The organism is Breoghania sp. (assembly GCF_030066895.1).
GTDB lineage: Bacteria > Pseudomonadota > Alphaproteobacteria > Rhizobiales > Stappiaceae > Breoghania.
Map to the genome: position 1 here is coordinate 295651 of NZ_JASJAV010000003.1, position 22886 is coordinate 318536.

The following is a 22886-nucleotide window of genomic DNA, read 5'->3' on the forward strand; positions in this document are numbered from 1 at the left end:
GTCATGCTGTTGCCGCAGGTCATCCGCTGGGCCTTCGTCGATGCGATCTGGTACACGACCGACCCCGAGGTCTGTCGCAGCGCTCAGGGCGCTTGCTGGGCGGTGATTACCGAGAAGTACCGGGTCATTCTCTTTGGAACGTACCCCCTACGAGGAGCATTATCGCGGAGCCATCGTCGTTGCTCTCGTGACCCTGCTGGCGATCTACACTGCCATTCCCCGTTTCTGGAACGTCTACCTCATTCCGATCTGGGCCGTCTGCGGGGTGATCAGCGCGATCCTGATGTTCGGCAGCGTCTTCTGGTTGCCGTTTGTCGGTACGGACGAGTGGGGCGGACTGCCCCTGACGATGATCGTCTTTCTGACGACCGTGGGGTTCGGCTTTCCCCTCGCAATTTTGTTTGCGCTTGGTAGGCGTTCAAAGTTGCCGATTATCAAGGCTGTCTGTGTGATCACCATTGAAATCGTGCGCGGCCTGTCTCTGATTTCCGTGCTCTTCATGATGATCATCTTTCTGTCGCTCTTTCTACCCGGCGATCTCACGATCGACAAGCTGCTTCGAGCGCTGGTTGGAATGGTCATCTTCTTCGGAGCCTATTCTGCCGAAGTCATTCGCGGTGGCCTCCAGGCAGTTCCCAACGGGCAGTATGATGCAGTCAAGGCACTTGGGCTGAACTATCTGAAATCGCACATCCTGATCATTCTTCTGCAGGCATTGCGCACCGTCCTGCCCGCGCTGGTGAATGACATCATCGGAGCCTTCAAGAACACAACCTTCGCCTCGATCATCGGCATCTTCGATATTTTCGGAGCGGCGAAGGCCTCGCTTCGGGATGTGTCGTGGACGCGCTATGCCACCGAAGTCTACATATTCGTGGCGCTTATCTTCTTCATCTATTGCTTCTCCATGGCCAAATACAGTGCGTTCATCGAGAGACGCAGCTCCAAGGAACGTGCCCGATGAGCGATACCGGCGGAGAACTCGTCCGCATCAGCAGTCTGAACAAGTGGTATGGCGACTTCCATGTCTTGCGCGATATCGATCTTGTCGTGGGAGAGAGCGAAAAAGTCGTCATCTGTGGCCCTTCGGGTTCCGGAAAATCCTCTCTCTTGCGTTGCATGAACCGGCTGGAATCCTATCAGGAAGGTTCAATCACCGTTGCCGGAAACAAGGTCAGTGACGACAAGGCCAGTCTGAACCGGTTGCGCCATGCGACAGGCATGGTCTTTCAGAACTTCAATCTCTTCCCACATCTGATGACCCTCGAGAACCTGACCATCGGCCCGGTGTATTCGCTTGCTCATCCGGTTGCAGAGGCGCGCGCGAAAGCGTTGCAGATGCTCGATCGGGTAAAGGTTGCCGATCAGGCGCTCAAATATCCCGGACAGCTGTCCGGCGGGCAGCAGCAGCGTGTTGCCATCGCGCGAGCGCTGATGATGGAACCCCGGCTTCTGCTTTTCGATGAACCGACATCCGCCCTCGATCCGGAAATGATCAATGAGGTGCTGGAGGCCATGAAGGAATTGGCGGAACAGGGCATGACCATGGTGATCGTCACCCACGAGATGGGCTTCGCCCGCAACGTGGCAAATCTGATCGGTTTCATGGATCACGGCTGTATCCGGGAGGCCGCGTCGCCGGAAGAATTCTTCAACAATCCCAAAAGCGAGAGAACCCGGGCCTTTCTTTCTCAACTGATCTGATGGCTTTTCCCTCATCTCAGACTGGCGCTTGAGCTTCTCGGGGCTTTTTCAGACGGCATCATTTTGAATCCTGAAGGGTTCAGAACCGCATGTCATGATCGATCTGTCGAGTGAGACATCGCTCCGCCTGAATGAAGGGCCGCATCAGATCAGGGCGCAGTTCGAAACGGGTGCAGAAAGTAAATGACGTTTCCGGACCGTTACGCATAACGACACAAGTGACGAGGCCATCGACACCCCCAGAGCCGGGATCCGAGCGACCTTAAAAGAATATCAAAAGATAAAGGAAATGGGGCGATGACGACCTTGAACGAGGGCATGAAACAAGAGGCAGATCTGGGCCCCAATGCCGGACTTGTCGGGGCAGCCGATGGACGGACGAGACTGGCCACGCCGTCGCTGTTGTTGGATCTGGATGCGCTGGAAGCCAATCTTGCCGAAGGCGCACGACTTGTTCGGGAAGCCGGGTTGCGCCTGCGTCCTCATTTCAAGGCGCACAAGTCGCTGGAAGTGCTGCGTTTGCAGTTGGAGGCCGGAGCCTGCGGCGTTGCGGTTGCCACAATCGGCGAGGCCGAAGCCGTCGCTGCCGCCTTTCCGACCACCGATATTCTTGTGACTTCCATTCTTTCGTCACCAATTCAATTGGCCCGGGCCGTGGCAATCTTTGCCAACAGGGTCCCGCTCACCTTGGCGATAGACAGTCGCGATCAACTCAAGACCCTCTCCCAGTGCCTGGCTGGAAAAAATTGCCAGATGAACGTCCTGATCGATGTGGACATGGGACGCGGAAGATCCGGTTGCGTAACCGTCAGCGAGGCGATCAAACTGGCGGAAATGATCGAGGCCGAGCCGAATATCTCATTGGCAGGGCTTCAGACCTATGCCGGCCAGCTGTCTCACGTCACCGATCTGGAAAAACGTTCTGACACCTATGAGATTTTCGCCAGCCGTGTCGTTCTCTTCCGCGAAGCCCTGGCGTCGCACCTGCCTCGCCCGTTGAAGATTACCGGTGGGAGCACTGGTTCGATGCAGCTTGATCTCGCCTCCGGTCTTCTGACCGAACTTCAGTGTGGAAGCTATGCGATCATGGATGTGGAGTATCTCCCACTCCATCATCGCGACGGAACCTGGCCATTTGTTCCGGCGCTATCCGTCCTGTCTACCGTGCTTTCCGCAAACTGGGACTATCACGTGACCACGGATGGCGGTGACAAACGCTTCCAGAACAAATACGGCCACGAACCGGTTATCGTGCGCGGTGCGGAGCCGGCCTGCCGGTATAAGCCGGTCAGCGACGAACATGGTCGCATCGACGCGCCCGACGGTATTCCGCTGCCGGCTGTCGGCGACAGCGTCGAATGTATCGTTTCGTACTGCGATCCCACGATCAATCTCTACGACGCCTACCATGTGGTGCGAGACGACGCATTGCTGGCCATCTGGCCGATCGACGGCCGGGGCCGGTAACAGTTGACGTGGCCCCAGATGTTCCCGCATCAAGCAGTGGAGTTTCCAGGCCGCAATTTCCGGTGGGCTGGGTCAAGGGGGGGGCAATGCCGTCGATGAGCCTTTTGTGAGCGCCATCGGTGGGGTTGCCCGATTTCAAATAGGTATAAGCGCACCGCACCACTGCAGAAAATTAAATCGGAGTATTAAACTCAACTATTTTATCCACCCCGGAAGCTCGGTATTTCCTGTGATATCCGCATTTCAAACGGGCAGGCCCCACGAGGACGGATGGGAACGGAGGCTGATCGCGACCGGCTTTTGGCGGTCTTTTCGCACTACGAAGCGCGCCTGAAGCGGTATTTCGCTGATCGGACGCGCTTGCAGGCGGATGCGGAAGACCTCACCCAGGAGGCCTGGATCAAGCTGTCGCGCAACGGCGCGAGCGCCCTTGCCGCCCCCTCGCCCTATTTGATGCGGATCGCCAGAACCCTTGCCATCAATCATGAGCGCACCCGCCGCAGGCGTTTGAGTGAAGCGGAAGTGGACGACCTGCTGGCCGTTCCCGACACAGCCCCCCGGGCCGGAGGCGCACCTTGCCGCCCGCGACGCGCTGCGCATCCTGTCCGCCGCCATGAACGAACTGCCTGAGCGCCGCCGCGCCATGCTCGTTGCCGCGCGCATCGGGAACCGTCGACACTCCGAGATCGCGGCGGAACACGGCGTTAGCGTTCGTACTGTCGAGATGAAAATCCGCAATGTGCTCGACTTTTGCCGCCATCGGCTCGAGGAACACGGCGCGGCCTGACAAGACGTGGATTGACGAACGCAGATTGACTGGCCCCGGATTGACAAGGAGGCCGGGTTCAGGCCATTGCCAGCGGCATCCGTTTCGATGATTTTCGCCGTCTGGCTTCGTTTCATCGGATTTCAATCGTTATACCTAGTACAGCACAGCTGCCGAAGGATTTTCACGAGAGGACCCAGCCGTCGTGGAGCGGGATTTCGAGGTTCTCAAACGCGAAGCGAGCGAGTGGCTTGTGCGCCTGACTTCCGGCGAGGCGACAACGCGCGACCGGGACGATTTCCTTGCCTGGCGACGGCGCAGCCCTGCCCACGAGCACGCCTTTCGCGAAGTTGCGCAGGTCTGGCGTGGCCTCGGCGAGATGCCGGCCGGCATCCGCAGCAAAAGGCCGCGTCCCACGCGCCGGATGGTGCTGACGGGAGGGCTCGCCGCCGGCGTGGCGGGCCTGACGGTTGGATTGTCGGCCACCGGCTATTGCCGTCCCTGCAAAGGCTTCTCGCCGACCATGCGACGGGCGTGGGCGAACAGAAGACCGTGGCGCTTCCCGACGGCTCCACCGCGCTGCTCGACGGAGCCAGCGCCCTGTCCGTCGACTTTTCCTCCACCGCCCGCCATCTGGAGCTTGCCGAAGGCGCAAAGATCTTCGAGGTCGCTCCCGATCCCGCACGCCCCTTTGTCGTGTCGGCCGGCTACGGCGAAAGCGTCGCCGCCGAAAGCTCCTTTGCCGTCAAGCTCGGGGCGTTTCGAATCGTGGTCGATTGCGTGGCTGGCAAACTCTAGGTGAGCTGCGTCTATACGCTGGCCCTCAAGACCGGCGAACGCGTCCGCTACACCGAGGCCAGGCTCGGCAAGAGGATCGTCTCGGACCCGACCGTGACCTCCTGGCGGAACGGGTTGCTGATCTTCGATGACCAGCCGCTTGGGGAAGTCGTCGCGGATCTCAACCGGCACCGGCGCGGCAAGGTCATCGTGGCGGGCAATGGCCTCCGCGCCTTGCGCGTCTCCGGGGTCTTCCACCTTAACCGGCCGCAGGAAATCCTGACGCATCTGGAAAAGACCCTGGGTCTCGACGTCTATGGGCTGGCCGGCGGCCTCGTGGTGCTCCACCAGGGTTGATCCCACAGCGTCTCACGCATGCGCTTCAAGCCGGCGCTCCGGGCCACCTTCAGCAAAAAAATCGCCTTCAAGGCGAAGAAATGTTTCGGGTTTGTAAATCCGCGTCGTTTCCCTCGATAGACCCGGCCGCACGCCAATTCCTCCTCGCGCGGTCCGCCAACATCCGAGGATACGACATGCGCCAGACAACACGGGCCAGTATAAAGAAACAGAAACTTGGCCGGGCGCGGCGCAAAACGCATACGGGGATCGGGCCTCGCTCTGGCGGTGTCGACCTCGATACCGGCTGCTCTGGCACTCGTGCCGTTGGCAGCAGGCACCCAGGAAGCGGCGGCATAGCAGGTGGAGAGTTATTCCATTCCAGCCGGATCGCTCTCAAGCGCGCGTACCAGGTTCGGTGCCGCCAGCGGCCTGCAGGTTCTCTTCCGCACGTCTGATACTACCGGCCTCACCACGGGTGGCGTCTCCGGTCAAATGTCTCCCCAGGCAGCCATTTCCCGCATTGTGGAAGGCACGGGCCTCGTCTATCTCTTAACCAGCGTCAACAGCGTAACAGTTGGCAGGCCCGGTGAAATCGACGCCGCACTGGCGGTTTCCGGCGACGGCTCGACGGTGCTTCCCACCATCAACATGCGCGACGGCGGCGGTGTGCGTGGCCCCATCGGCGGCTACGTCGCCCGCGAAAGCGCATCCGGCACCAAGACCGATACGCCGATCATGCAGACGGCCCGCTCCATCGAGGTCGTGGGCCGTGAGGAGGTGGAACAGCGTGCTCCCATCACGTTCACTGACGCCGTCAGCTATTCCTCCGGCGTCACCACCGGCTCCTATGGCTACGACCCGCGTTTCGACGAGATCTACGTGCGCGGCTTCTCGCTCACTACGCTCAGCGATTTCGAGGACGGCCTGCGACAGATCGCAGGAAACTACGGCACATTCCGCACCGAGCCCTACGCACTGGAACGCATCGACATCGTCAAGGGTCCGGCCTCCGCGCTCTATGGGCAGTCGACGGCGGGCGGCCTGATCGATCGCGTGTCCAAGCGGCCCTCAGCCACTCCGGTGCATGAGGTGATGACGCGCGTCGACGATACGAGGCGCTACCAGACGGTCTTCGATTTCGGCGATGCGCTGACCGACGACAACACCTGGCTCTACCGGGTCGTCGGCGTCGGTCGGGTCGGCGAAGGCAGCTTCGATGTCGAGGATGGCCGGCTGATGCTCGCTCCCTCGCTGACCTATTCATCCGATGAAAACACCGAACTGACCATCCTGGCGCTTGCCCAGCGCGACGAGACGGACGGCAACGTCGCCGCGCTCAACAAGTCCGGCCAGGTCTATGACGTGCGCGCCAGCGATCCCGACTATGACACGCAGATCGTCAAGCAGTTCCAGCTCGGCTACGAATTCACCCATCGCTTCGGCGATCGCTGGACACTCCGCAACAATTCGCGCATCGGCTATCTCGACACCAAAGCCAAGTACCTAACGGGCAGCGTCACGGGCGGAGGCTGGAAGACCGACGGCTCCGGCAACGACTATTACGCGCGCGGCCGCTACGCCGTGTCCGACAGTATGCTGAACGCGCCAGACTGATCTGAACCTGATGAAGGAACTGGACACGGGACCGCTTGCGCACAAGGTCCTGGCCGGCATCGACTACCAGACATCCTTCTCGACGTTCCGCACCGGATCGTCCGTGGCCTCCAGCGAATACGATCTCTATCCCGACAGCCCGGATTATGGCCGCAGCGGCTCTGCCCTCGACTACTCCTCCGGCAGTGACTACACGTTCCGCCAGACCGGCATCTACGCGCAGGACCAGATCACCTTCCTCGATCGTTGGCACGCCAATTTCAGTGTCCGCCAGGATTGGGCGAGCTGCACCCAGTACGAGGCCGGCATCAAGTATCAGTCCGTCGGCTTCAACGGCTTCTTTTCCATCGCTGTCTATCACCTGAAGGAAAAGAACATCTCCAAATATGCCGGCTACAACAGCACCGTCGGCTACTACTACGAGCCGATCGGCGAGGTGACGAGCAATGGCATCGAGGCCCAGGCGCGCTTCAATCTCGACATGGGCCTGAGCGTGATCGCCTCCTACACTTTCAATGACGCCGAGATCACCGGCGACATCACCGCCAGCAATATCGGTAACGTGCCGATGGTGACGCCGCGCCATTCCGCCTCGCTCTGGCTCGACTACGCCTTCAAGACGGCGATGCTCGACGGCGTTTCGCTGGGTGCGGGCATGCGCTATCTCGGCGAGACCTACACCAGCAACGCCAACACCGCGAAGAACAAGTCCGCGACGCTGTTCGACGCCGCGCTGCGCTACGATTTCGGCGCGGCGAAGAGTGAACTGGACGGTCTGTCCGCAGCGCTGAACGTCAACAACATCGTGGACTGGCAGCCCACGACCTGCAACAACGGCTACTGCTATCTGGGCGCACTCGCCGCCCTCGCGGGCGGGCGCCCGGCGATCGCGGCACAGCTAGCCTTCAAAGCCAGCCAAGCAGTCCGCCCGTTGCGATCGCCTCCGCCCATGCCTGGGCACCTGGGTTGCCGAGCCGCCCCTGCCGCGGGACACGATCAATCTCGGCCTGTCGCGCGAGATCAATCTGGAAATCCTGCAGCAGTTGAGCCGAACCTCATCGTCTCCACGCCCTATCTGGAACGGTTACGCGAAAAGCTCGAGCGGATCGCTCCCGTGCGCTCCTTCGCCATTCATGCAATCAGCGGGCCGGCCATGCCCCCGATCCTTGACGGTACCCGCGCGCTCACCGCCCTCACCGCCACGAAAGCGAAGGGCGAGGCCCTGATCGAGGCCGCCTTCGCGGACATCGCGTCCCTCTCGGAGGTGGTCCGACCTTTACGCGACCGGCCGCTCCTTTTGGCGAACATTCTCGATCCCCGGCACCTGCGCGTCTACGGACGCAACAGCCTTTTCGACGACGTGTTGACCCGGCTGGGGCTCACCAACGCCTGGACCGGGCACAGCAATGTCTGGGGTTTTGCCACGCTCGGCGTGGATGAACTCGCGGACGTGGCGAACGCTCGGCTCGTCTGTTTTGACTCGGTGCCGGGGGATGCCGCACGCGCGATGCGCGAGAGCCCGGTATGGCGTGCGCTGGGCTTTGCCGAGGAAGGCCGCATCCTGCAACTGCCGACGGTGCTCGCCTTCGGCATGCTGCCATCGGCCACCCGCTTCGCGCCCCTCCTCAGCGAGGCAGAGCGTGGCTAGGATCCTTGGATTTTTGCGGGTCCCGGAATGGCGACCCTCGCCCTGTGGCTTGCCTGCCTGCCTCTGGCCACGACATTGCCGCCAGCCGCCTGGCCGGGCGCGACCCTGTCACCTTCGCCCAACGACATGGCCGCACTCCTTTTTCACTACAGTTTCCTGCCGCGCTCCGTCGTGGCGCTGGCCGCCGGGGCCGTGTTGGGGCTTGCCGGCGCCATCCTGCAGCAGGTGCTACAGAACCCGCTGGTCTCGCCCGCAACGCTCGGCGTTTCGGCCGGGGCGCAGCTTGCGCTGGCGCTTGCTCTTCTGCTCGCCCCTGACCCGTCCTGCCCGCCGGGATGATTATCGCGCTTGTCATGGGAACGCTCGCCACCGCGCTCGCGCTCTTCAACGAACACCAGTTGAGCGGGCTCTTCGTGTGGGGCAGCGGATCGCTCGTCCAGCGGGACTGGAGCGCGAGCCGGCAGATCCTTCTGACCCTCTTCCTTGCAACAGCCGCGCTCGCCCTGTTGCGACGCCCCTTCGTGCTGCTGGGACTCGGCGAGGGCGCCGGCGCGCTCGGCCTTTCGGTCGCCCGCACGCGGCTCGCCTGCATCGTGCTGGCGGTGATGCTGACCGGCGTCATCGGCTTCATAGGACTTGCTGCCTCGGCGCTGGCGCGCGGTCTCGGCATCCGGCGCCCCGTGGTGATTGCTCTCGCCGCGATGAGCCTCGGCGCGCTCCTTCTGTCGACCACCGACAGTGCACTGCAGATCGTGCGACACCTCGGCGGGGTTCACTCTCCCGACCGGAGCCGTGACCGCGCTTCTCGGTGCACCGCTGCTCGTCCTGCTGGTGCGAGGTCTGCGCACGCTGCCTGAAAATGCCTCCACCGACGTCGCCGCCGCAACTCCCAAGGCCCTCCCACCCCTGGCGCATTGCGGTGATCCTGCTTGCCCTGCTGCTGATCGCGGTCCCGCTTGCCCTCGTCTACAACGTCCAGCCCGATGGGGCCTTCTCCATTCCCGGCGCGGACGAACTCGCCCGGCTGATGCCCTGGCGGGCTCCCCGGGTGACGGCAGCGCTTGTCGCGGGGGCGCTGCTGGCGGTCTCCGGCCTCATCCTTCAACGCATGACAGGCAATCCGGCCGCAAGTTTGGAATTGTTGGGCGTTTCCGCCGGCGCGGCGCTCGGCGTCACCGTGTCAGTGCTGTTCATCGCCAATGCGGGCTACTGGGCGCAGATGATGGCGGCAGGCACGGGCGCGGGCCTCGTCCTCGCGCTTCTTCTCACGCTTTCGGCGAGCGGACGGATCTCGGGAGAAAAGCTGCTGCTGACCGGAATTGCGCTCGGTGCCTTCATCAGCGCGATCCTGACCCTGCTGCTGGCGAGCGGAGATCCGCGCGTGATGCTGATCGCCACCTGGATGGCGGGTTCGACCTATGACGTCGAACCACAGACTGCCCGTTATCTGCGCTGTGCGGCACGGTCTTTCTCGTGATGGTGCCGCTTCAGATGCGCTGGCTGGAAATCCTGCCGCTCGGCGGCACGGTCGCAAAGGTTGTGGGCGTCCCGCTTGCGCGCGCCCGTCTGGCCCTGCTTGCCACCAGCGCAGCAATGGCAGCCGTGGCGACGCTCGCTGCCGGTCCGCTCAGCTTCGTCAGCCTCCTCGCGCCCCATCTGGCGTGCCGCATTGGCGTTACCCGAGCTTTGCCCCAGTTGGCAGCGACCGCCCTCATCGGCGCCGCGATCATGGTATTTGCCGACTGGCTCGGCCGCAATCTCTATTTCCCCTTCCAGATCCCGGCAGGACTCCTCACCTCGCTGATCGGTAGCCCCGCGCTCGTCTGGATGCTGGCGCGCCGACCATGACACGCTCCGACACGCATGCCGCAGAGACCGCAAGCGGCAAAGGACCACGAATGCCCCAAGAACTCGCCCCTTACGCACCCGCCGGCTGCTTCCAGAGCGACCTTGCCGTAAGCGACGACAGCCCACCGCGCCGGATCTTCGTCTCCATCCCGCAAGGCGAGCCACCTGCCGGCGGCTGGCCGTTCCTCTTCATGAGCGATGGCAACGCCTGCTTCCCCGGCGCCACCGGTGTCGCGCAGGTGCAGTCGCCCTACCCGGAGGGCACGAATGTCGAACCCGGCGTGCTCGTCGCCATCGGCTATCCCGGCACGGCTTCTTACGACTTCCACCGCCGCTCGTTCGATCTCTCGCCACCGCCGAAAAAGACCTTGCCACCCGCGACAGATGACGGCCGGCCGGTGCGAATCGGCGGCGCGGATGAGCTTCTTGATTTTATCGAGGGCAGCCTGCTTCCCTGGATCGCGGATCTGGCGCCGATCGATACCGGCAGACGCATGCTTTTCGACCATTCCTTTGGCGGGCTCTTCACGTTGCATGCGCTGTTCACCCGGCCGCATATCTTCACGACCTGGATCGCCGCAAGCCCGGCGATCTTCTGGGACGATGCCGTCATTCTCGGCACGGAGGCGGCTCGACGCAGACACGACGCTCCTCCCCGCCTGCTACATCTGTCTGTCGGTGAACACGAGGGCGACAGTTTCGCCCCGTTCCAGCTCGATCACGCCGACGCGCCGGAGCGGTTGGCCCAAAAGGCGCAGACGCGCACCGTCGCCCATGCGCGCGAGATGGTCGCGCGTCTTGCGGGCGAAGGAGACCGCGTCCCGGCCGATATCGTCCCCTATTTCGAGGTCTTTGCCGGTGAAAATCACATGTCGGTCCTCACGGTCGCGCTCGGCCGGGCCGTGCAGATCGCCTTCTCGATCACGCCCGCGCAAAGCTGGCTGCCCGGGCAAAGCGGGTTAAAGGAGCGGATCCCATGACCGGACTGACGGCCTCGCAGGATCCGTCCGGATCCACCTTCGTCCTTTCCGACCTGAGCTTCGCCGTGAAAGGACGGACACTGCTTCATCCGCTGAGCCTTGCGCTTTCTGGCAACGGCGTTACCGGGCTGATCGGTCACAACGGATCGGGCAAGTCTACGCTCCTGAAGCTGCTGGCCCCCCAGCATGCGCCGTCGGCCGGTACGATCCGTTTCCATGACCGTGATCTCAAGGCCTGGGGCCAGCGGGAATTTGCGCGAAAGCTCGCCTACCTGCCGCAACAGGCGCCGTCCGCCTCCGGTCTTCTGGTGCGTGAACTGATCGCGCTCGGCCGCTATCCCTGGTACGGGGCGATCGGCCGTTTCGGCTCGCATGACCGGCAAAAGGTGGATGAGGCGATGGAGATGACCTCGCTTGTCCCCTTCGCCGACAGGCTCGTCGATACCCTGTCGGGCGGAGAACGCCAAAGGGTCTGGATCGCGATGGCGATGGCACAAGACGCCTCGTGCCTGTTGCTCGATGAACCCACCTCCGCCCTTGACATCGCCCATCAGATCGAGGTGCTGTCGCTCATCGCCTGTCTCGCCCACGAGCGCGCGCTGGCGGTCGTCGTGGTGCTGCATGACGTGAACATGGCAGCACGCTATTGCGACGAGGTCCTGGCGCTTCATTCCGGCCATCTCATCGCGCGCGACGACCCGCACGTAATAATGGAACCGGCAATGCTGGAGAAAATTTACGGCACCCGCATGGACGTGGTTTCACACGGCCCCACCGGACACACTGTCGCCATCCCGCTGTGATGGTGCGAAACCTATCCAGGATAAATCGCGCAGGTTGAGATCTACTACAGCGGCCTGATTACGTTACCTGATCGCGTTGAATTCGCATTTAGTCTCAGGAAGCTGAAAATCAGCGCCTCTCGTGCACGGCAAACTGTATCTAGGCACTGGTTGACGAGCTTCCGGGAGATATAGAGCAGAGTGAAGCATTTACGGTTGTAATTCACGAACTGCCACGTCGTCTTCGCCTTCCGACTTTCACAACAAGGAAAGCCAATTCTTGCGCGTTATCGATGACCTAAACTTCCATTCTTTTTTGTAACGTCTGGTAAGAATATTGTTCAATCCGGGGCCCCAGGGGCGCAGAAAAAAAGCTCGCTGAGCGAACATCATTCTGAAAGCCCGGAATGCCCTTCCCGGAATGTGCAGGGCAAGATTTGTCACGTCGAAGGAACGGGGGTCCAATACATGGGTCCAGAGGAACAATTCACACGCATCTTGAGAATTTCCCCTTTCGACCAGCGTCTTGATGGCGAAGGCGAGCGCATCGACATAATTCGAGTTTATCGAGAAAGCTTCATGAGCCAAATGCACGGCACTGTCTCGACGAACCGGTTCGGTTGACTTTTTCGCACAGCGCGCCGCGAACAGGCAAAGCTCCGCCGAATTCGGCCAGCGTTCAATCGCCTCGTCCATGAGAGCGCAAGCATGGTCGGGGTTTGCTTCCAACACGGCCTCAGCCTGGTTTCTAAGGACTCTTGCCTTGAAGGTTTCATTTCCCGCATCCAATGCAGCGTCCTCTTCAATCGAGCCCAGTCGTGACAATTCGGCTTCAATCTCGGAAGCCTCTGCCGAACAGATATCGCTTTGTCATTGGAGGGCGGACATCGTGTGGGCGAGCCGTTGCCGCTTCAACTCTCGAATGCGGGCGCAAAATCGATTCGGATCTCTGTAATCGGGTGCGATGCATTTCTGCACACGGCGGCGTGCCCGTGCCTGGATATTCTGCGCCACTGCTTCGCTCGTCTGATCGAAGCAGTGAACATGTCTGATGTCCGCATCTTTCGCGATTTCAATCTTCTTATCCAACCGCCTGTTGAAGATGCTGTCCTCGCCGATGCGGACACCCGGAGGGAAATAACCGAAGTGCCTGAACAGCGTGCGATTGTAGGACAGGTTATAGATCTGATCGTCCACCTGGGGTGACGTCCCGAGACGGGCGCTGTAAAGCCAAAGCCAAACCGCCCTTGCGGCGACGGAGGCGCCTCGCTGCGGTGCGACATTCGATGGCACCGCGTCATACCCGGCTCTATGTGCGTCCAGTCGGCCCTTTACCCAACCGTCGGTCGCCAGGCAATCCGACGCCAGAAAGGCTACATATCGCGTGGTTGAGGCGTCGATGCCGATATTGCGAACCGCGCCCGCGTACAATCGCGTCTCGACGCTGATCAGCCGGATTACGTCCAGATGCTCGGTCAGGATTTCTTTCGCGGGGCCTCCGCCAGAGTTGACGACGACAATCTCACACGGTGCCGATTGAGCCCTCAAGGAGGCAACAGCATTCGCGAGTTCGGGAGGGGCCCCAAAAGCCATGACGACCACCGCGATTTCCGCGTCTACAACGTTGGCTCCGACGTGAATACTCGTCTCTGGATCTGCCTTTCCGGCCAGCCACCTGCGTCATAGCCCTTCGGACATCGGATCGCCCTTCAATGAGAACGAAAGACGATGGCTCTCCGGCGCAATCAATCCGGGCACTGAGCTGAGAGCTCCGATCTTCCCGATGACTTTTGCAGCCTTTTTATTCTGGCTGAGATCCAGATATGCCTCAGCCGACAGCTTGAGCGCGAGCAGAGGCTGGCTGAAACGGCTGGCAAGTGGCCGGCATATCCATTATCCGTAAGGTCGTTTCGGGAAAACCTTCCATGAGCGCGGAATCTGCCGCCATAAGGGCTATCTCACGATCGTGCGGATGCTCGTTCATGAGGTCGAGCCCGACATGCATGGCGTTTTCGAAGCCAAGCATCTGCCTCGTTTTCACGACACGCCGCAGCTTATGAAGCAACGGATCCTGCCCGCCGTCGGGCGTGTCGCTCAAATCCTGCGTTTGAGCCCCCCATGTGCCGCCGTCTTCCGTGAAAGGCGGCGAGAAGCGGCGATGCGCCGGAATAGCTCGGAGCTTCATTCCCCGTTCGTCATCGAGGTAGTCGTAGCCGATAGTCTGGAAATTGCGGGTGGGATCGGAGTTGCAGTAGAGAGCCATGCGTAATTTTCGCCGTTTCGGCAACGCCATACGCAAATGAAAGAACTCAAGCCCCGACGGCCTTACCGGCAAGCCAGGGGCGTTTTTCGTCCAACGCCCGTGTAACCTGTCGCCATCGGGCTCCATGCCCGGAAAGCACGGGAACAATCGCGCACGATTACGGGATTTCCATATGCCATCCACACGGTAGCGATCTTTGTCGAACATCTTCCGGCAGTTGAATGTCCACACCACCGGTCCGTGCTGCGTGGTTAGGTCAGAAATCCGATTGCCGAACCGGTCTTCAAATCGTTCGTCCGGGACCACGGCAAATATCCATTTTGCCCCCATGGCGGCGGCTGCAGCATACAAAGAGGATTGCCGGTCAGCCTCGTTGGTCAAGAGTTCGCGCCCGGCCCTGTCGTCCAGAGCGACATACCCATGGATTGCGGGACGAATATTCTCGATCAAGTCCGGAACCAGATGGACATCATACCGGAATGAAAAGCCGGCGATGACCATGGGCTCGCCGTCTTTTGGGACCCGTATGATTTCCTTTTCAAGCTGATGACCCGAAACAGCTTTTGCGACCGTTGGGATAGTGTTGAAGCAAGGTAATTTGCGCCCACGAGCAAATTCACGGTCAATCAGACGATACAGGCTCCGTTCCGTTCGAAAATCTTTCCGCCAACCGTTCTCCCGAGTCCAATCCGGCCAGGGTGTTTTGCCCCTCTCTTGTGTCGCGCGGGCCAGCAATTCATCAACAAAGTGCTCCAGATGAAACTGCTCAAGGCTTGCCACATTGTTTGTCCTGGCCCATTGCCCAGTCTGAGAAAATCCGCTGAGCAGCAACTCGGCGAGTTCGTCCGGGGAACGACATTCGGGTGAAGATCTGCCAGAAAAGTTCCTTTCTTTATCCTCGCTTGCCCATGGGATCAGCCAGCCCGGTCCGCCGAAGTGATTGTAACAAAAAACGGGTTGTCGGGAACGAAACCCGTATTGAACGGACTTGCCGATCGTGACGATTGCATCGCATTGAGCGATGTCCTCCGGCGTCACGCGCCGGTTCGCTTCCGGGGATCCGATCCGGAGCATATCAACACCTTTTGTCTTCAGAATTTCGAAGGCCTTGCACAATTCGGCAGGAACATGGTTGGAAATTGAAAGAGCAAACTGCAATTCATCGCGTGACTGAGCGGGAATATCGAAACATGCCAGTGCAGGATTCTGGAAGAGGGCGACGTCATTGATGCCGTGCAGGGCAAGTTCCCGCCGAGTCTCCTCCGAATTCGCGAAAACCGAATCTGCCAGTGCACGTTCGATGAAGGGGTCAGGTTGTTCAAAGGGTTCATGTGGAGAGAGATGGAAATACGCAATATAGGGGCGATTAGGATGTGAGAATAGCCTGTCGAAGGGTGCTTCATCCAATGGGGGCAGCCCCTAGTGTAAGACAATAGCCAGATCGAAGGAACCTAAATCTGAATTTTTCGGATCGATCTCAAGAACTCCCCAATCGCTTATTGCCCGGTGTACGAAACGTGCGGATGGGAAAGCACATCTGATATTTACAAAATGCCCTCTGTCGTTCAACGCTTCGAGCAATTCCATGCTTACCATTTCCGATCCTGCCCAGGTCGAAAGATGGTGGCAAAGAATCAAAACTCTCATCGAATCACGGCCCTTATCGTTCAAGGTTGGTTCAGAGGTGAAGATCTCGGCATCTGCGTGATGGAACTGAATCTCCTTGAGTAATTCATAGCCATAATACGTATATTTTCTTAGGTGACGCGTTATCCATATCGACCTGTCACTGAACTTTTGCCCGGCAGCGACTAACGCGCGGACGTGACGTGCTCTCAGTTTTGGGATCGCCCCGAGCGGAAACATCCGGGGTGTCTGGCTCAGGTGGCGGAGGCCGCCTGCTCCGCTCCTCCAGCTTGGACCGCCGGAATGACGGAAGCAGTTTCCCTATTCGTAGGCGTTGCGCCCGCGCTCAAAAACACACCTTCTGAAAAGGAACTCGAGCAGTTACAAGCGATTGCGCGCCTTTTGACGTTGCGGGTCGAGACGAACGCAATCGCATTCTCGGTTGCTCTGGTGAAGAACTCGCGTTTTTCCGGGAACAGGGATTGCTCCGCCAACACAATCTCGACGACCTGGCCAGAAAGGTTCGTTGGAATTCAGCAGAGGACGGCGACGGTGAAAAATACGATATCGCGAGTTTCTTGCCGGATGGCCGCGAATGCCTGATAGAAGTGAAAACCACCAACGGCTGGGGGCGCACTCCCTTTCGTATTTCTCGAAACTAACTTGAGGTTGATGAGGTGCGCCGGAACAACTGGTACCTTTCCCGCCTCTACGAATTCGTCCGCACCCCAGGCTCTTTCGAGCTTCCTCCACCACTCAACGGACAAGTTTCGTTGACCGCAATGGACTTTAAGGTGAGTTTCGACCGGCTCGCTACCGGCTGTTTTCTTTTGTTGAGATCTAAGTTTCTCGATAATTAAAGTCCATTTGCTCCGGTCGAATTCACGATTGTTCTACTCTAATAGAGATGCCTTCTTCGGTGCAGCTTGAACAGAACGCCGCAACGGAAGTGACAAAGAGGACGCCACCGATGTTTTCAATGGCGTCCCTTGTTTTTTCGTATTCGTTATGTCGGGAAAATCAGAACTTGATCTTCACGCCCATATTGGCATCCCAAGAGCGGCTGTCGTCGGAATAGATGCCAAGGCGGGTGCTGGCAAAGATGAAAGCCGTTTTGGTCAGCTGCATCTGTCCAACCAACCCCACGCGCCCACCAACGACATTTCGGTCGTTTAGGATCGAGACGGTGAAGTCTGTGCCGGCGAAGCTGGCCGTCATATCCGAAGAACCAAGGTTGAACGTGTCAACGAGGGCACCTGTGAAGGCAATCCTGCTCATGCGACCGTTATCCAGGTGGCCCTGACGCGAGACCTCGGCCTGAAGTACGCCTTCGAAGGCCTGGGACGTACGATTGTCGTACGTCACATCTTGGTCGGAGCCTTTTTCTGAAAAGCTCTCGAAGGAAGCCACAGTGTAGCGGACAGATGCGGATGGACGCAGGGTTCAGCCTGAAACTTTGCCGATGTCCCGGGACAGATGAATGCATGGGGTAATTTAGTAACCAGTGAATTTACCTTCTGCGGTTTCTCCGGCTCCATTGACGGTGATGGAACGCTTTGTCTGAGAATACATACCGTCACCAATCACGAATTCATCCAAATCGAAGGCACCCAGAGGGCTCGCCACGTAAACGCCGCCGAAACCGGTGTCTCCGTCTATCTTTTGGGAATCGTCATTGGATGCGTTGGTCACGTGCCCCACGCCGAACAGAACACTGATGCGCTGCTCGCCAAGCTGATGATCAACACCCATGGCAACGCCAAAGTTGGTTGATGTGGTGTCGTTCTCATGCTGGAAGCGCTGGCCGCCGAAGCCTCGAACCCAGAACATGTTTCCATGGTTATCGACGGCAAAGTTATTCGTCAGAACCTTGAAGGCATCTGTGTGGATCGACTTCTTCTTCTCTGCATAGCCAAGAAGCATGGAGTCGGAGGACACGTCTCTGGGAGCAAAGCTGTGACGTGGCACATCAATGTCGAGAATGCTGTTCATTACAGTGACAACGGAATTCGCGTATGCACTGACCGCCTGCGGTGTTGATGCGTAGCTGGACAGATCAATAGCATTCAACGTGCTGTTGGATGCGTTGTACACGACCGTAAGGGCACTGTTGGTCGAGTAGGCCGTGTCATTGGACGTTATTATAGTTCGCCACATCCAGGGTGTAGATGCCTGAAGTGGAGAAGAACGTCGTGGCGGAAGCGTTATTATAGTCGGTCCCGCCATCGAGCACCGCACCATCACAGATGGTGATCGTGTTGCCTGTCGAACCAGATGCCAGCTTAACAGCAGAAATGCTGCTGGAAATGGTACCACTGTTGGCCAATTTCAGCACGGCATCGTCAGTTATCTCGATACCGTAATCGCCTCCGGAAATGGTGCTGGCATTGGCAATCGTCACGATGCCGGAGGAGGCGGAAATACCTGACGAGGAGCCCGTGATTGTGCCGCTTGTCAGGTTGGTGATGAACGCCGCATCTGCTGCGGTCAGGGTACCGTAAAGGCTGGTATCGCTTTCGTCATCTATACCTATTTCGCCGCTGTTGTTGACCGTCAGCTTGTCTGTGCCGCTGGTCGCATCAATCGCTGCATTGGCGCCATGGATCGTTCCGGTGTTTTTAACCGTCACATCACCTTCAGAAGCATAAATGTCGTAGATCCCGCTGAGGCTGCCTGTGTTGGTCACGGCACCGCTTCCGTTCAGGGCCACGGCGGCAGCGCTCGAAGAGGTCACGCTGCCCGAGTTGTAGACCGTGGAGCCGTCCCCGACCTCTATGCCGAAGGCCCCGGTGTCGATCGTGCCGGAGTTCGTGACGCTGTTGTAAGAGCCGGCATGGATACCATCGCTATTGGTCGAGGACACATCGCCCGAGTTGACCACGGAGGCATAGGCGCCAGTCTCGATGCCATTGCCGTAGATCGTGGCCACGTCGCCTGAGTTGTCGACGGAAGATTCGTCGCCAACCACGATGCCGCCGTTGCCGCCGTCGATCGAACCGGAGCTGGTGACATCGGCATAATCGCCGGAATAGATGCCGGCCCCGGTGGTCGTGGAGATCTCGTTCGTGTTGGTTACGTCCGAATGGTCACCGACGTTTATGGCGTCACCGGAGGTCGTGATGGTGCCGGAGTTTGTGACGACGGAGTAATCGCCGGCACTGATGCCCACGATGTAAATGCTCGAGGTCGAGAGATGGACCCGCTAATGTTGATCGTGTTGGACGCCCCCAGGCTAAAGGCGGTCGAGCTCAACGAACCGTGCTGGTCACGTTGATGGTGGAGCTGGCGATAGAGGTGTCATTCAGGCGGGTGTCGGTGCAGGTGTTAGGTCGTTCCATCGATGGTGCAAGCGGCATAGACCTCGGGGACCAGGGGGAGTGTTGCGGCCATCGCAATCGCCGAGACACAGCTCGTCCGGGCCAGTTTGGTAGGTTTCATTCAAAAGAATCTAATTAGATTTACTTTCAACCTCAATATTTTACTTGTGCTATTCAGAATAAATGTGCGTGAATAATATAATTCTGTGGGATAAATACGATCATAAAATTTGGAAATATAGAATTGAACGATGTACATATTTGAGTCACCAGAATTATATTATTTCGAAACCAAATCTGTATTGGAAATAAAAGATCGAAAAACCTGGAAGAAGCTCGGTATGTTGTCGTCGAACTCCAGCGATGATGGAGGCCCACTTCATCGGCATCACAAAACAATCGATTGCCGTACGAGAGAACCTTGGTTCGACCTGACTGGTCGTTAAATGGCGTCCGAGGATCGCCCCGCCGCGTTTCAATTTTGTCCGCCAAGCACTTCAACAAGGTAGTCGCAGCAACCTGAACACGAAGAGCGACGTGCGCTAGAGGGCGTAGAGGAACATCACCTTATGTGGGAGGAATTCTTTTTTCATGCCGGAATAGAGACATGTTCGAAGGAAATCTCGTCGAGGATCGATCGGAGATACTGCATGGTAATTCAGTCGGTCAAAAACATAGCGTCGCGATTTTTATTTACCCGTCAGCCCCCCAAAAAAACGGCGCCGTCGCATCGATGATGCAGAAAAAATGAAAATGTGCCGGGCGCGCAACGGGATAAGCGTGAAAGCGCTGTATACCCGACGTAAGTACTGGCGTGTGGTGGGGGGCTGAGTGACGTGCTCCCCGTCTTTGGACCGCTCCGAGCGGGAACATCTCAGGGGAGCGGATCTCAGAGGTCGGCTCGGGAGACGTCGGCCTTGGTCTTTGCCCGGAGATTTCGCCGCAGGCTTTGCCATTCGCCGTCGAGCTTCATCCGCTCAATACGAACCAGCCGTTCGGCTTCTTCGAAGTCGCCGGTTTTCAGGGATTTGCGGATTTCTGTCTTGCCGACGGCGGCTCTAAGGTCGTCTGGCACCCGGATGCGCAGCCAGAATACGTTGCCGCGCTTCTGCAGATTGCGCGTTCGTCTCGGCACTGGTTTACGAGCCCTTGTGTACCACATGAGCAGACCAGATCATTGAAATAAAAGGATTTATTTTGAGTTCAACGCGATAAAATGGGGATGGTGGAGCCGAGGGGAACCGAACCCCTGACCTCGTCATTGCGAACGACGCGCTCTCCCAACTGAGCTACGGCCCCATCTCTTGGGTGAGGCACATGTAGTCGGCGGGGAGTGGACTGTCAAGATCATCGTGCAGGGAAATCAAACCTTCTTTACAATCCTGTGCAAAGGAAAGGCGCGAAACGATGCGTAAGCCAAGACAGTGACGCCTTATCCTTGGCCAGCCGCGCCGCTGCGGCCGGTGTCGCGTGGGGATGGTGAGCCCGGTCGTTGCAGGCAGGGGAGGCGATTCGGGAGCGGGGCTCGCGTTCCGCCTGCGAATGCCGCGGGAAGGATAAAAGGAGGCGGGGAGGGCCAGACTCAATGTGCGGCGCCAAACGGTGCGAATTCTCTTTCTCAGGTTGCTTCCGGCATTTACCGCGCGCCCAACGGGATCATTGCCCGTCTTGCCATGCAGGCGGGCTGTCGTTACACCTGCCACACGTAAAATCGCCGGAAACTTATCGAGACCCCGAACACGGAAAGATCGACCGAGATGGCCGTCGTCTGCTCCATCGTCCCCGTTGTCCTGCTTGCGCTGCAGCTCTATTTCTACATCATCACCGCATCCGCGATCTTTTCGTGGCTCTATGCGTTCAACGTGATCAATCCGCGTAATCAGGTCGTGGGCATGATCGGTCAGGCGCTCTATGCGTTGACCGAGCCGGTCTATCGACCGATCCGCTCCATTCTGCCCGCCATGGGCGGGCTGGATCTGTCGCCGATCGTTGTCATCCTGATTCTGATTCTCATTCAGAACCTGATCACGAACCTGAGCGGCTGCTACTACTAGGATATCGGCTCTCATGAGCGATGCTGTCCCCTGGCGCGCGGTCGAGGGCGGGGTGAAGCTGTCACTCCGTCTCACGCCCAAAGCCGGGCGGGACGGCATCGACGGGATTGGTGAACTCTCCGACGGGCGGTCCGTGCTTCTGGTGCGGGTGAGGGCGGTGCCGAAAAAGGGCGCGGCCAACAAGGCGCTGCTGGAAAAGATGCTCGCCAAGGCGCTCAAGGCGCCTGAGCGCGACGTCAGCGTCGAAGCCGGTCACACGGCCCGCATCAAGACCGTTCTGCTGACCGGAGACAAGGCGGAACTCTGCCATGCGCTAGAGGCTCTCACGCAGCCGGGCGCAGGCTGATAAGAACGGCGCGATCGGTTTCCAAGCTTCTTCCAGATCTTTCAAGGACGAAATATCATGAGTGCCACCCTCACCGACGGTAAGGTCCGTGCCGCCCGTTTGCGTGAAACGGTCGCAAATGCCGCAGATGTGCTGAAGCGCGAAAAGGGCGTGGAGCCCGGTCTGGCCGTGGTGCTGGTGGGCGAGGATTCGGCAAGCCAGGTCTATGTCGCCAGCAAGGTGCGGCTGACGAAGGAATGTGGCATGCGTTCCATCGAGCACATCCTGCCGGCGGAAACCAGCCAGGCCGATCTCCTTGCCCTCGTACAGAAGCTGAATGCTGACGAGAGCGTCGACGGCATTCTGGTGCAGATGCCGCTGTCCGATCATATCGATTCCGATGCGATCGTGCTCGCCATCGACCCGGCGAAGGACGTCGACGGACTTCATCCGGTCAATGCGGGCCGGATCGTGCTGGGCAAGCCGGGGCTGGTGCCGTGCACGCCGCAGGGCTGCGTGATCCTGGTCAAGGAGGTGATGGCGGAGAAGACCGGCGGTGATCTTTCCGGGCTCGATGCGCTGGTGCTGGGGCGCTCCATTCTGGTCGGGAAGCCGATGGCGCTTCTGCTGCAGAACGAGAACTGCACCGTCACCATGGCCCATTCGTGCACGCGCAATCTGGAAGAGGCCTGTCGGCGCGCCGATATCGTCGTTGCCGCCGTCGGTCGTCCGCGTATGGTCAAGGGCGACTGGCTGAAGCCGGGTGCCTGCGTCATCGATGTCGGCATCAACCGCATCCCCGCGCCGGAGAAGGGCGAAGGCAAGACGCGGCTCGTGGGCGATGTGGATTTCGACAGTGCGGTGGACGTCGCCGATTCGATCACGCCGGTGCCGGGCGGCGTCGGCCCGATGACGATTGCCTGCCTGCTCGCCAATACCATTCGGGCGGCCTGCAAGCGGCGCGGCTTCGCGGTGCCCGATCTCGGCTGAAACGGGGACGGGCCGACAGGATCCGTAAGAGCTCTGATTCGCGTCTCCATGCGCGCGGTAGGGCCAATTGTAACGGAGCCGTTGAGGACTTCTTAAATCCGCACGCGGCAGGGTCTGCTCAGAGAAGCAAGATCATGAGCACCACCGCCACTGCCACTGTTGTCGCCGACCGGTCCCAGGCCGTGTCCTCGATGCTTGCGTCCTTCATGAAGCAGGGCGCGCAGCAGGCACAGGCCATGGCGGCGATGCTGGAAGAGGCGGCTCAGCCTGCAAAGGCGACCGCCCCCAGCGGTATGGGCGCGCGAGTCGACGTCCAGGCCTGAGTTTCGATGATTTCAGTCGAAATTTAGCTACCCGGTATAGGCTTGGTTGAGCATCTTAAGATA

29 protein-coding genes, 1 tRNA gene and 1 pseudogene are annotated in these 22886 nt (G+C 59.4%); 22 read left to right on the forward strand and 9 right to left on the reverse strand.

Features of this window, described 5'->3' with window-relative positions; translation table 11 throughout:
* Nucleotides 1-133 precede the first annotated feature (133 nt).
* The 17 genes and pseudogenes from QNJ43_RS06860 (at nucleotide 134) to QNJ43_RS06940 (ending at nucleotide 11946) form a co-directional block, all read left to right on the forward strand.
* A complete protein-coding gene (locus tag QNJ43_RS06860; protein WP_300468455.1) occupies nucleotides 134-964 on the forward strand; it encodes an amino acid ABC transporter permease in 831 nt (276 codons plus the stop codon).
* Entirely contained in the window at nucleotides 961-1704 is a 744-nt protein-coding gene (locus QNJ43_RS06865; protein ID WP_300468457.1) for an amino acid ABC transporter ATP-binding protein, read from the forward strand. Before QNJ43_RS06860 ends, QNJ43_RS06865 begins: the two co-directional genes overlap by 4 nt.
* Nucleotides 1705-2001: 297 nt before the next feature.
* Nucleotides 2002-3171 (forward strand): alanine racemase, encoded by a 1170-nt coding sequence (locus tag QNJ43_RS06870; RefSeq protein WP_300468459.1) that lies wholly within the window; start codon nucleotides 2002-2004, stop codon nucleotides 3169-3171.
* A 270-nt stretch (nucleotides 3172-3441) separates the two neighbouring features.
* A complete protein-coding gene (locus QNJ43_RS06875) occupies nucleotides 3442-3801 on the forward strand; it encodes a sigma factor (protein ID WP_300468461.1) in 360 nt (119 codons plus the stop codon).
* On the forward strand, nucleotides 3785-3958 hold the full coding sequence (locus tag QNJ43_RS06880) for a sigma factor-like helix-turn-helix DNA-binding protein (protein ID WP_300468463.1): 174 nt from the start codon (nucleotides 3785-3787) through the stop codon (nucleotides 3956-3958). Before QNJ43_RS06875 ends, QNJ43_RS06880 begins: the two co-directional genes overlap by 17 nt.
* A gap of 232 nt (nucleotides 3959-4190) precedes the next feature.
* Nucleotides 4191-4238: pseudogene (locus QNJ43_RS06885) on the forward strand (hypothetical protein); the annotation flags it as partial.
* A 233-nt stretch (nucleotides 4239-4471) separates the two neighbouring features.
* Nucleotides 4472-4735 (forward strand): FecR domain-containing protein, encoded by a 264-nt coding sequence (locus tag QNJ43_RS06890; RefSeq protein WP_300468465.1) that lies wholly within the window; start codon nucleotides 4472-4474, stop codon nucleotides 4733-4735.
* Nucleotides 4736-5071 (forward strand): FecR domain-containing protein, encoded by a 336-nt coding sequence (locus tag QNJ43_RS06895; protein WP_300468467.1) that lies wholly within the window; start codon nucleotides 4736-4738, stop codon nucleotides 5069-5071.
* Nucleotides 5072-5287: 216 nt separating this feature from the next.
* Complete coding sequence (locus tag QNJ43_RS06900) at nucleotides 5288-5410, forward strand: hypothetical protein (protein WP_300468469.1); 123 nt, start codon at nucleotides 5288-5290, stop codon at nucleotides 5408-5410.
* A gap of 3 nt (nucleotides 5411-5413) precedes the next feature.
* A complete protein-coding gene (locus tag QNJ43_RS06905; RefSeq protein WP_300468471.1) occupies nucleotides 5414-6667 on the forward strand; it encodes a TonB-dependent siderophore receptor in 1254 nt (417 codons plus the stop codon).
* A 10-nt stretch (nucleotides 6668-6677) separates the two neighbouring features.
* Nucleotides 6678-8315, forward strand: a complete 1638-nt coding sequence (locus tag QNJ43_RS06910; protein ID WP_300468473.1) for a TonB-dependent receptor — start codon at nucleotides 6678-6680, stop codon at nucleotides 8313-8315.
* A 27-nt stretch (nucleotides 8316-8342) separates the two neighbouring features.
* Nucleotides 8343-8654 carry an iron chelate uptake ABC transporter family permease subunit gene (locus tag QNJ43_RS06915; protein WP_300468475.1) on the forward strand — a complete coding sequence of 104 codons (312 nt, stop codon included), beginning with the start codon at nucleotides 8343-8345 and terminating at the stop codon, nucleotides 8652-8654.
* Nucleotides 8651-9172: an iron chelate uptake ABC transporter family permease subunit gene (locus tag QNJ43_RS06920; protein ID WP_300468477.1), complete on the forward strand. Its 522-nt coding sequence runs from the start codon at nucleotides 8651-8653 to the stop codon at nucleotides 9170-9172. The genes QNJ43_RS06915 and QNJ43_RS06920 overlap by 4 nt, the downstream gene beginning before the upstream one ends.
* A 62-nt stretch (nucleotides 9173-9234) precedes the next feature.
* Entirely contained in the window at nucleotides 9235-9792 is a 558-nt protein-coding gene (locus QNJ43_RS06925; protein WP_300468479.1) for an iron chelate uptake ABC transporter family permease subunit, read from the forward strand.
* Complete coding sequence (locus QNJ43_RS06930; protein ID WP_300468481.1) at nucleotides 9792-10163, forward strand: iron chelate uptake ABC transporter family permease subunit; 372 nt, start codon at nucleotides 9792-9794, stop codon at nucleotides 10161-10163. Before QNJ43_RS06925 ends, QNJ43_RS06930 begins: the two co-directional genes overlap by 1 nt.
* 50 nt (nucleotides 10164-10213) lie before the next feature.
* Entirely contained in the window at nucleotides 10214-11143 is a 930-nt protein-coding gene (locus tag QNJ43_RS06935) for an alpha/beta hydrolase-fold protein (protein WP_300468483.1), read from the forward strand.
* The gene (locus tag QNJ43_RS06940) at nucleotides 11140-11946 is read left to right on the forward strand and encodes an ATP-binding cassette domain-containing protein (protein ID WP_300468485.1); all 807 of its coding nucleotides are present in this window, start codon (nucleotides 11140-11142) and stop codon (nucleotides 11944-11946) included. Before QNJ43_RS06935 ends, QNJ43_RS06940 begins: the two co-directional genes overlap by 4 nt.
* Before the next feature lie 237 nt (nucleotides 11947-12183).
* On the opposite strand, the gene QNJ43_RS06945 is transcribed toward QNJ43_RS06940, so the two are convergent.
* The 4 genes from QNJ43_RS06945 to QNJ43_RS06960 form a co-directional block, all read right to left on the reverse strand.
* A complete protein-coding gene (locus QNJ43_RS06945; protein WP_300468487.1) occupies nucleotides 12184-12750 on the reverse strand; it encodes a hypothetical protein in 567 nt (188 codons plus the stop codon).
* Nucleotides 12751-12795: 45 nt separating this feature from the next.
* A complete protein-coding gene (locus QNJ43_RS06950; RefSeq protein ID WP_300468579.1) occupies nucleotides 12796-13518 on the reverse strand; it encodes a glycosyltransferase in 723 nt (240 codons plus the stop codon).
* Nucleotides 13519-13753: 235 nt separating this feature from the next.
* On the reverse strand, nucleotides 13754-15595 hold the full coding sequence (locus QNJ43_RS06955) for a hypothetical protein (RefSeq protein WP_300468489.1): 1842 nt from the start codon (nucleotides 15593-15595) through the stop codon (nucleotides 13754-13756).
* Nucleotides 15596-15607: 12 nt separating this feature from the next.
* Nucleotides 15608-16054, reverse strand: a complete 447-nt coding sequence (locus QNJ43_RS06960; RefSeq protein WP_300468491.1) for a hypothetical protein — start codon at nucleotides 16052-16054, stop codon at nucleotides 15608-15610.
* Between the two features lie 242 nt (nucleotides 16055-16296).
* Between QNJ43_RS06960 and QNJ43_RS06965 the strand changes: the two genes are divergently transcribed.
* On the forward strand, nucleotides 16297-16476 hold the full coding sequence (locus QNJ43_RS06965) for a DUF3883 domain-containing protein (RefSeq protein ID WP_300468493.1): 180 nt from the start codon (nucleotides 16297-16299) through the stop codon (nucleotides 16474-16476).
* Between the two features lie 358 nt (nucleotides 16477-16834).
* On the opposite strand, the gene QNJ43_RS06970 is transcribed toward QNJ43_RS06965, so the two are convergent.
* The 5 genes from QNJ43_RS06970 to QNJ43_RS06990 all read right to left on the reverse strand — a co-directional run bounded on the left by QNJ43_RS06970 (nucleotide 16835) and on the right by QNJ43_RS06990 (nucleotide 20430).
* Complete coding sequence (locus QNJ43_RS06970; RefSeq protein ID WP_300468580.1) at nucleotides 16835-17254, reverse strand: autotransporter domain-containing protein; 420 nt, start codon at nucleotides 17252-17254, stop codon at nucleotides 16835-16837.
* A gap of 54 nt (nucleotides 17255-17308) precedes the next feature.
* Nucleotides 17309-17908, reverse strand: a complete 600-nt coding sequence (locus tag QNJ43_RS06975; RefSeq protein WP_300468495.1) for an autotransporter domain-containing protein — start codon at nucleotides 17906-17908, stop codon at nucleotides 17309-17311.
* A gap of 34 nt (nucleotides 17909-17942) precedes the next feature.
* Nucleotides 17943-18983 (reverse strand): hypothetical protein, encoded by a 1041-nt coding sequence (locus tag QNJ43_RS06980; protein ID WP_300468497.1) that lies wholly within the window; start codon nucleotides 18981-18983, stop codon nucleotides 17943-17945.
* Between the two features lie 1037 nt (nucleotides 18984-20020).
* Nucleotides 20021-20266, reverse strand: a complete 246-nt coding sequence (locus QNJ43_RS06985; protein WP_300468499.1) for a DUF6538 domain-containing protein — start codon at nucleotides 20264-20266, stop codon at nucleotides 20021-20023.
* A gap of 88 nt (nucleotides 20267-20354) precedes the next feature.
* A tRNA-Ala gene (locus tag QNJ43_RS06990) sits at nucleotides 20355-20430 on the reverse strand.
* A 458-nt stretch (nucleotides 20431-20888) separates the two neighbouring features.
* On the opposite strand from QNJ43_RS06990, the gene QNJ43_RS06995 reads away from it, so the two are divergent.
* The 4 genes from QNJ43_RS06995 (at nucleotide 20889) to QNJ43_RS07010 (ending at nucleotide 22823) form a co-directional block, all read left to right on the forward strand.
* Complete coding sequence (locus QNJ43_RS06995; protein WP_300468501.1) at nucleotides 20889-21185, forward strand: YggT family protein; 297 nt, start codon at nucleotides 20889-20891, stop codon at nucleotides 21183-21185.
* A gap of 13 nt (nucleotides 21186-21198) precedes the next feature.
* On the forward strand, nucleotides 21199-21531 hold the full coding sequence (locus tag QNJ43_RS07000) for a DUF167 family protein (protein WP_300468503.1): 333 nt from the start codon (nucleotides 21199-21201) through the stop codon (nucleotides 21529-21531).
* A 57-nt stretch (nucleotides 21532-21588) separates the two neighbouring features.
* A complete protein-coding gene (gene folD, locus QNJ43_RS07005; protein ID WP_300468505.1) occupies nucleotides 21589-22500 on the forward strand; it encodes a bifunctional methylenetetrahydrofolate dehydrogenase/methenyltetrahydrofolate cyclohydrolase FolD in 912 nt (303 codons plus the stop codon).
* A 134-nt stretch (nucleotides 22501-22634) separates the two neighbouring features.
* The gene (locus QNJ43_RS07010; RefSeq protein WP_300468507.1) at nucleotides 22635-22823 is read left to right on the forward strand and encodes a hypothetical protein; all 189 of its coding nucleotides are present in this window, start codon (nucleotides 22635-22637) and stop codon (nucleotides 22821-22823) included.
* The last annotated feature ends 63 nt before the right edge of the window (nucleotides 22824-22886 follow it).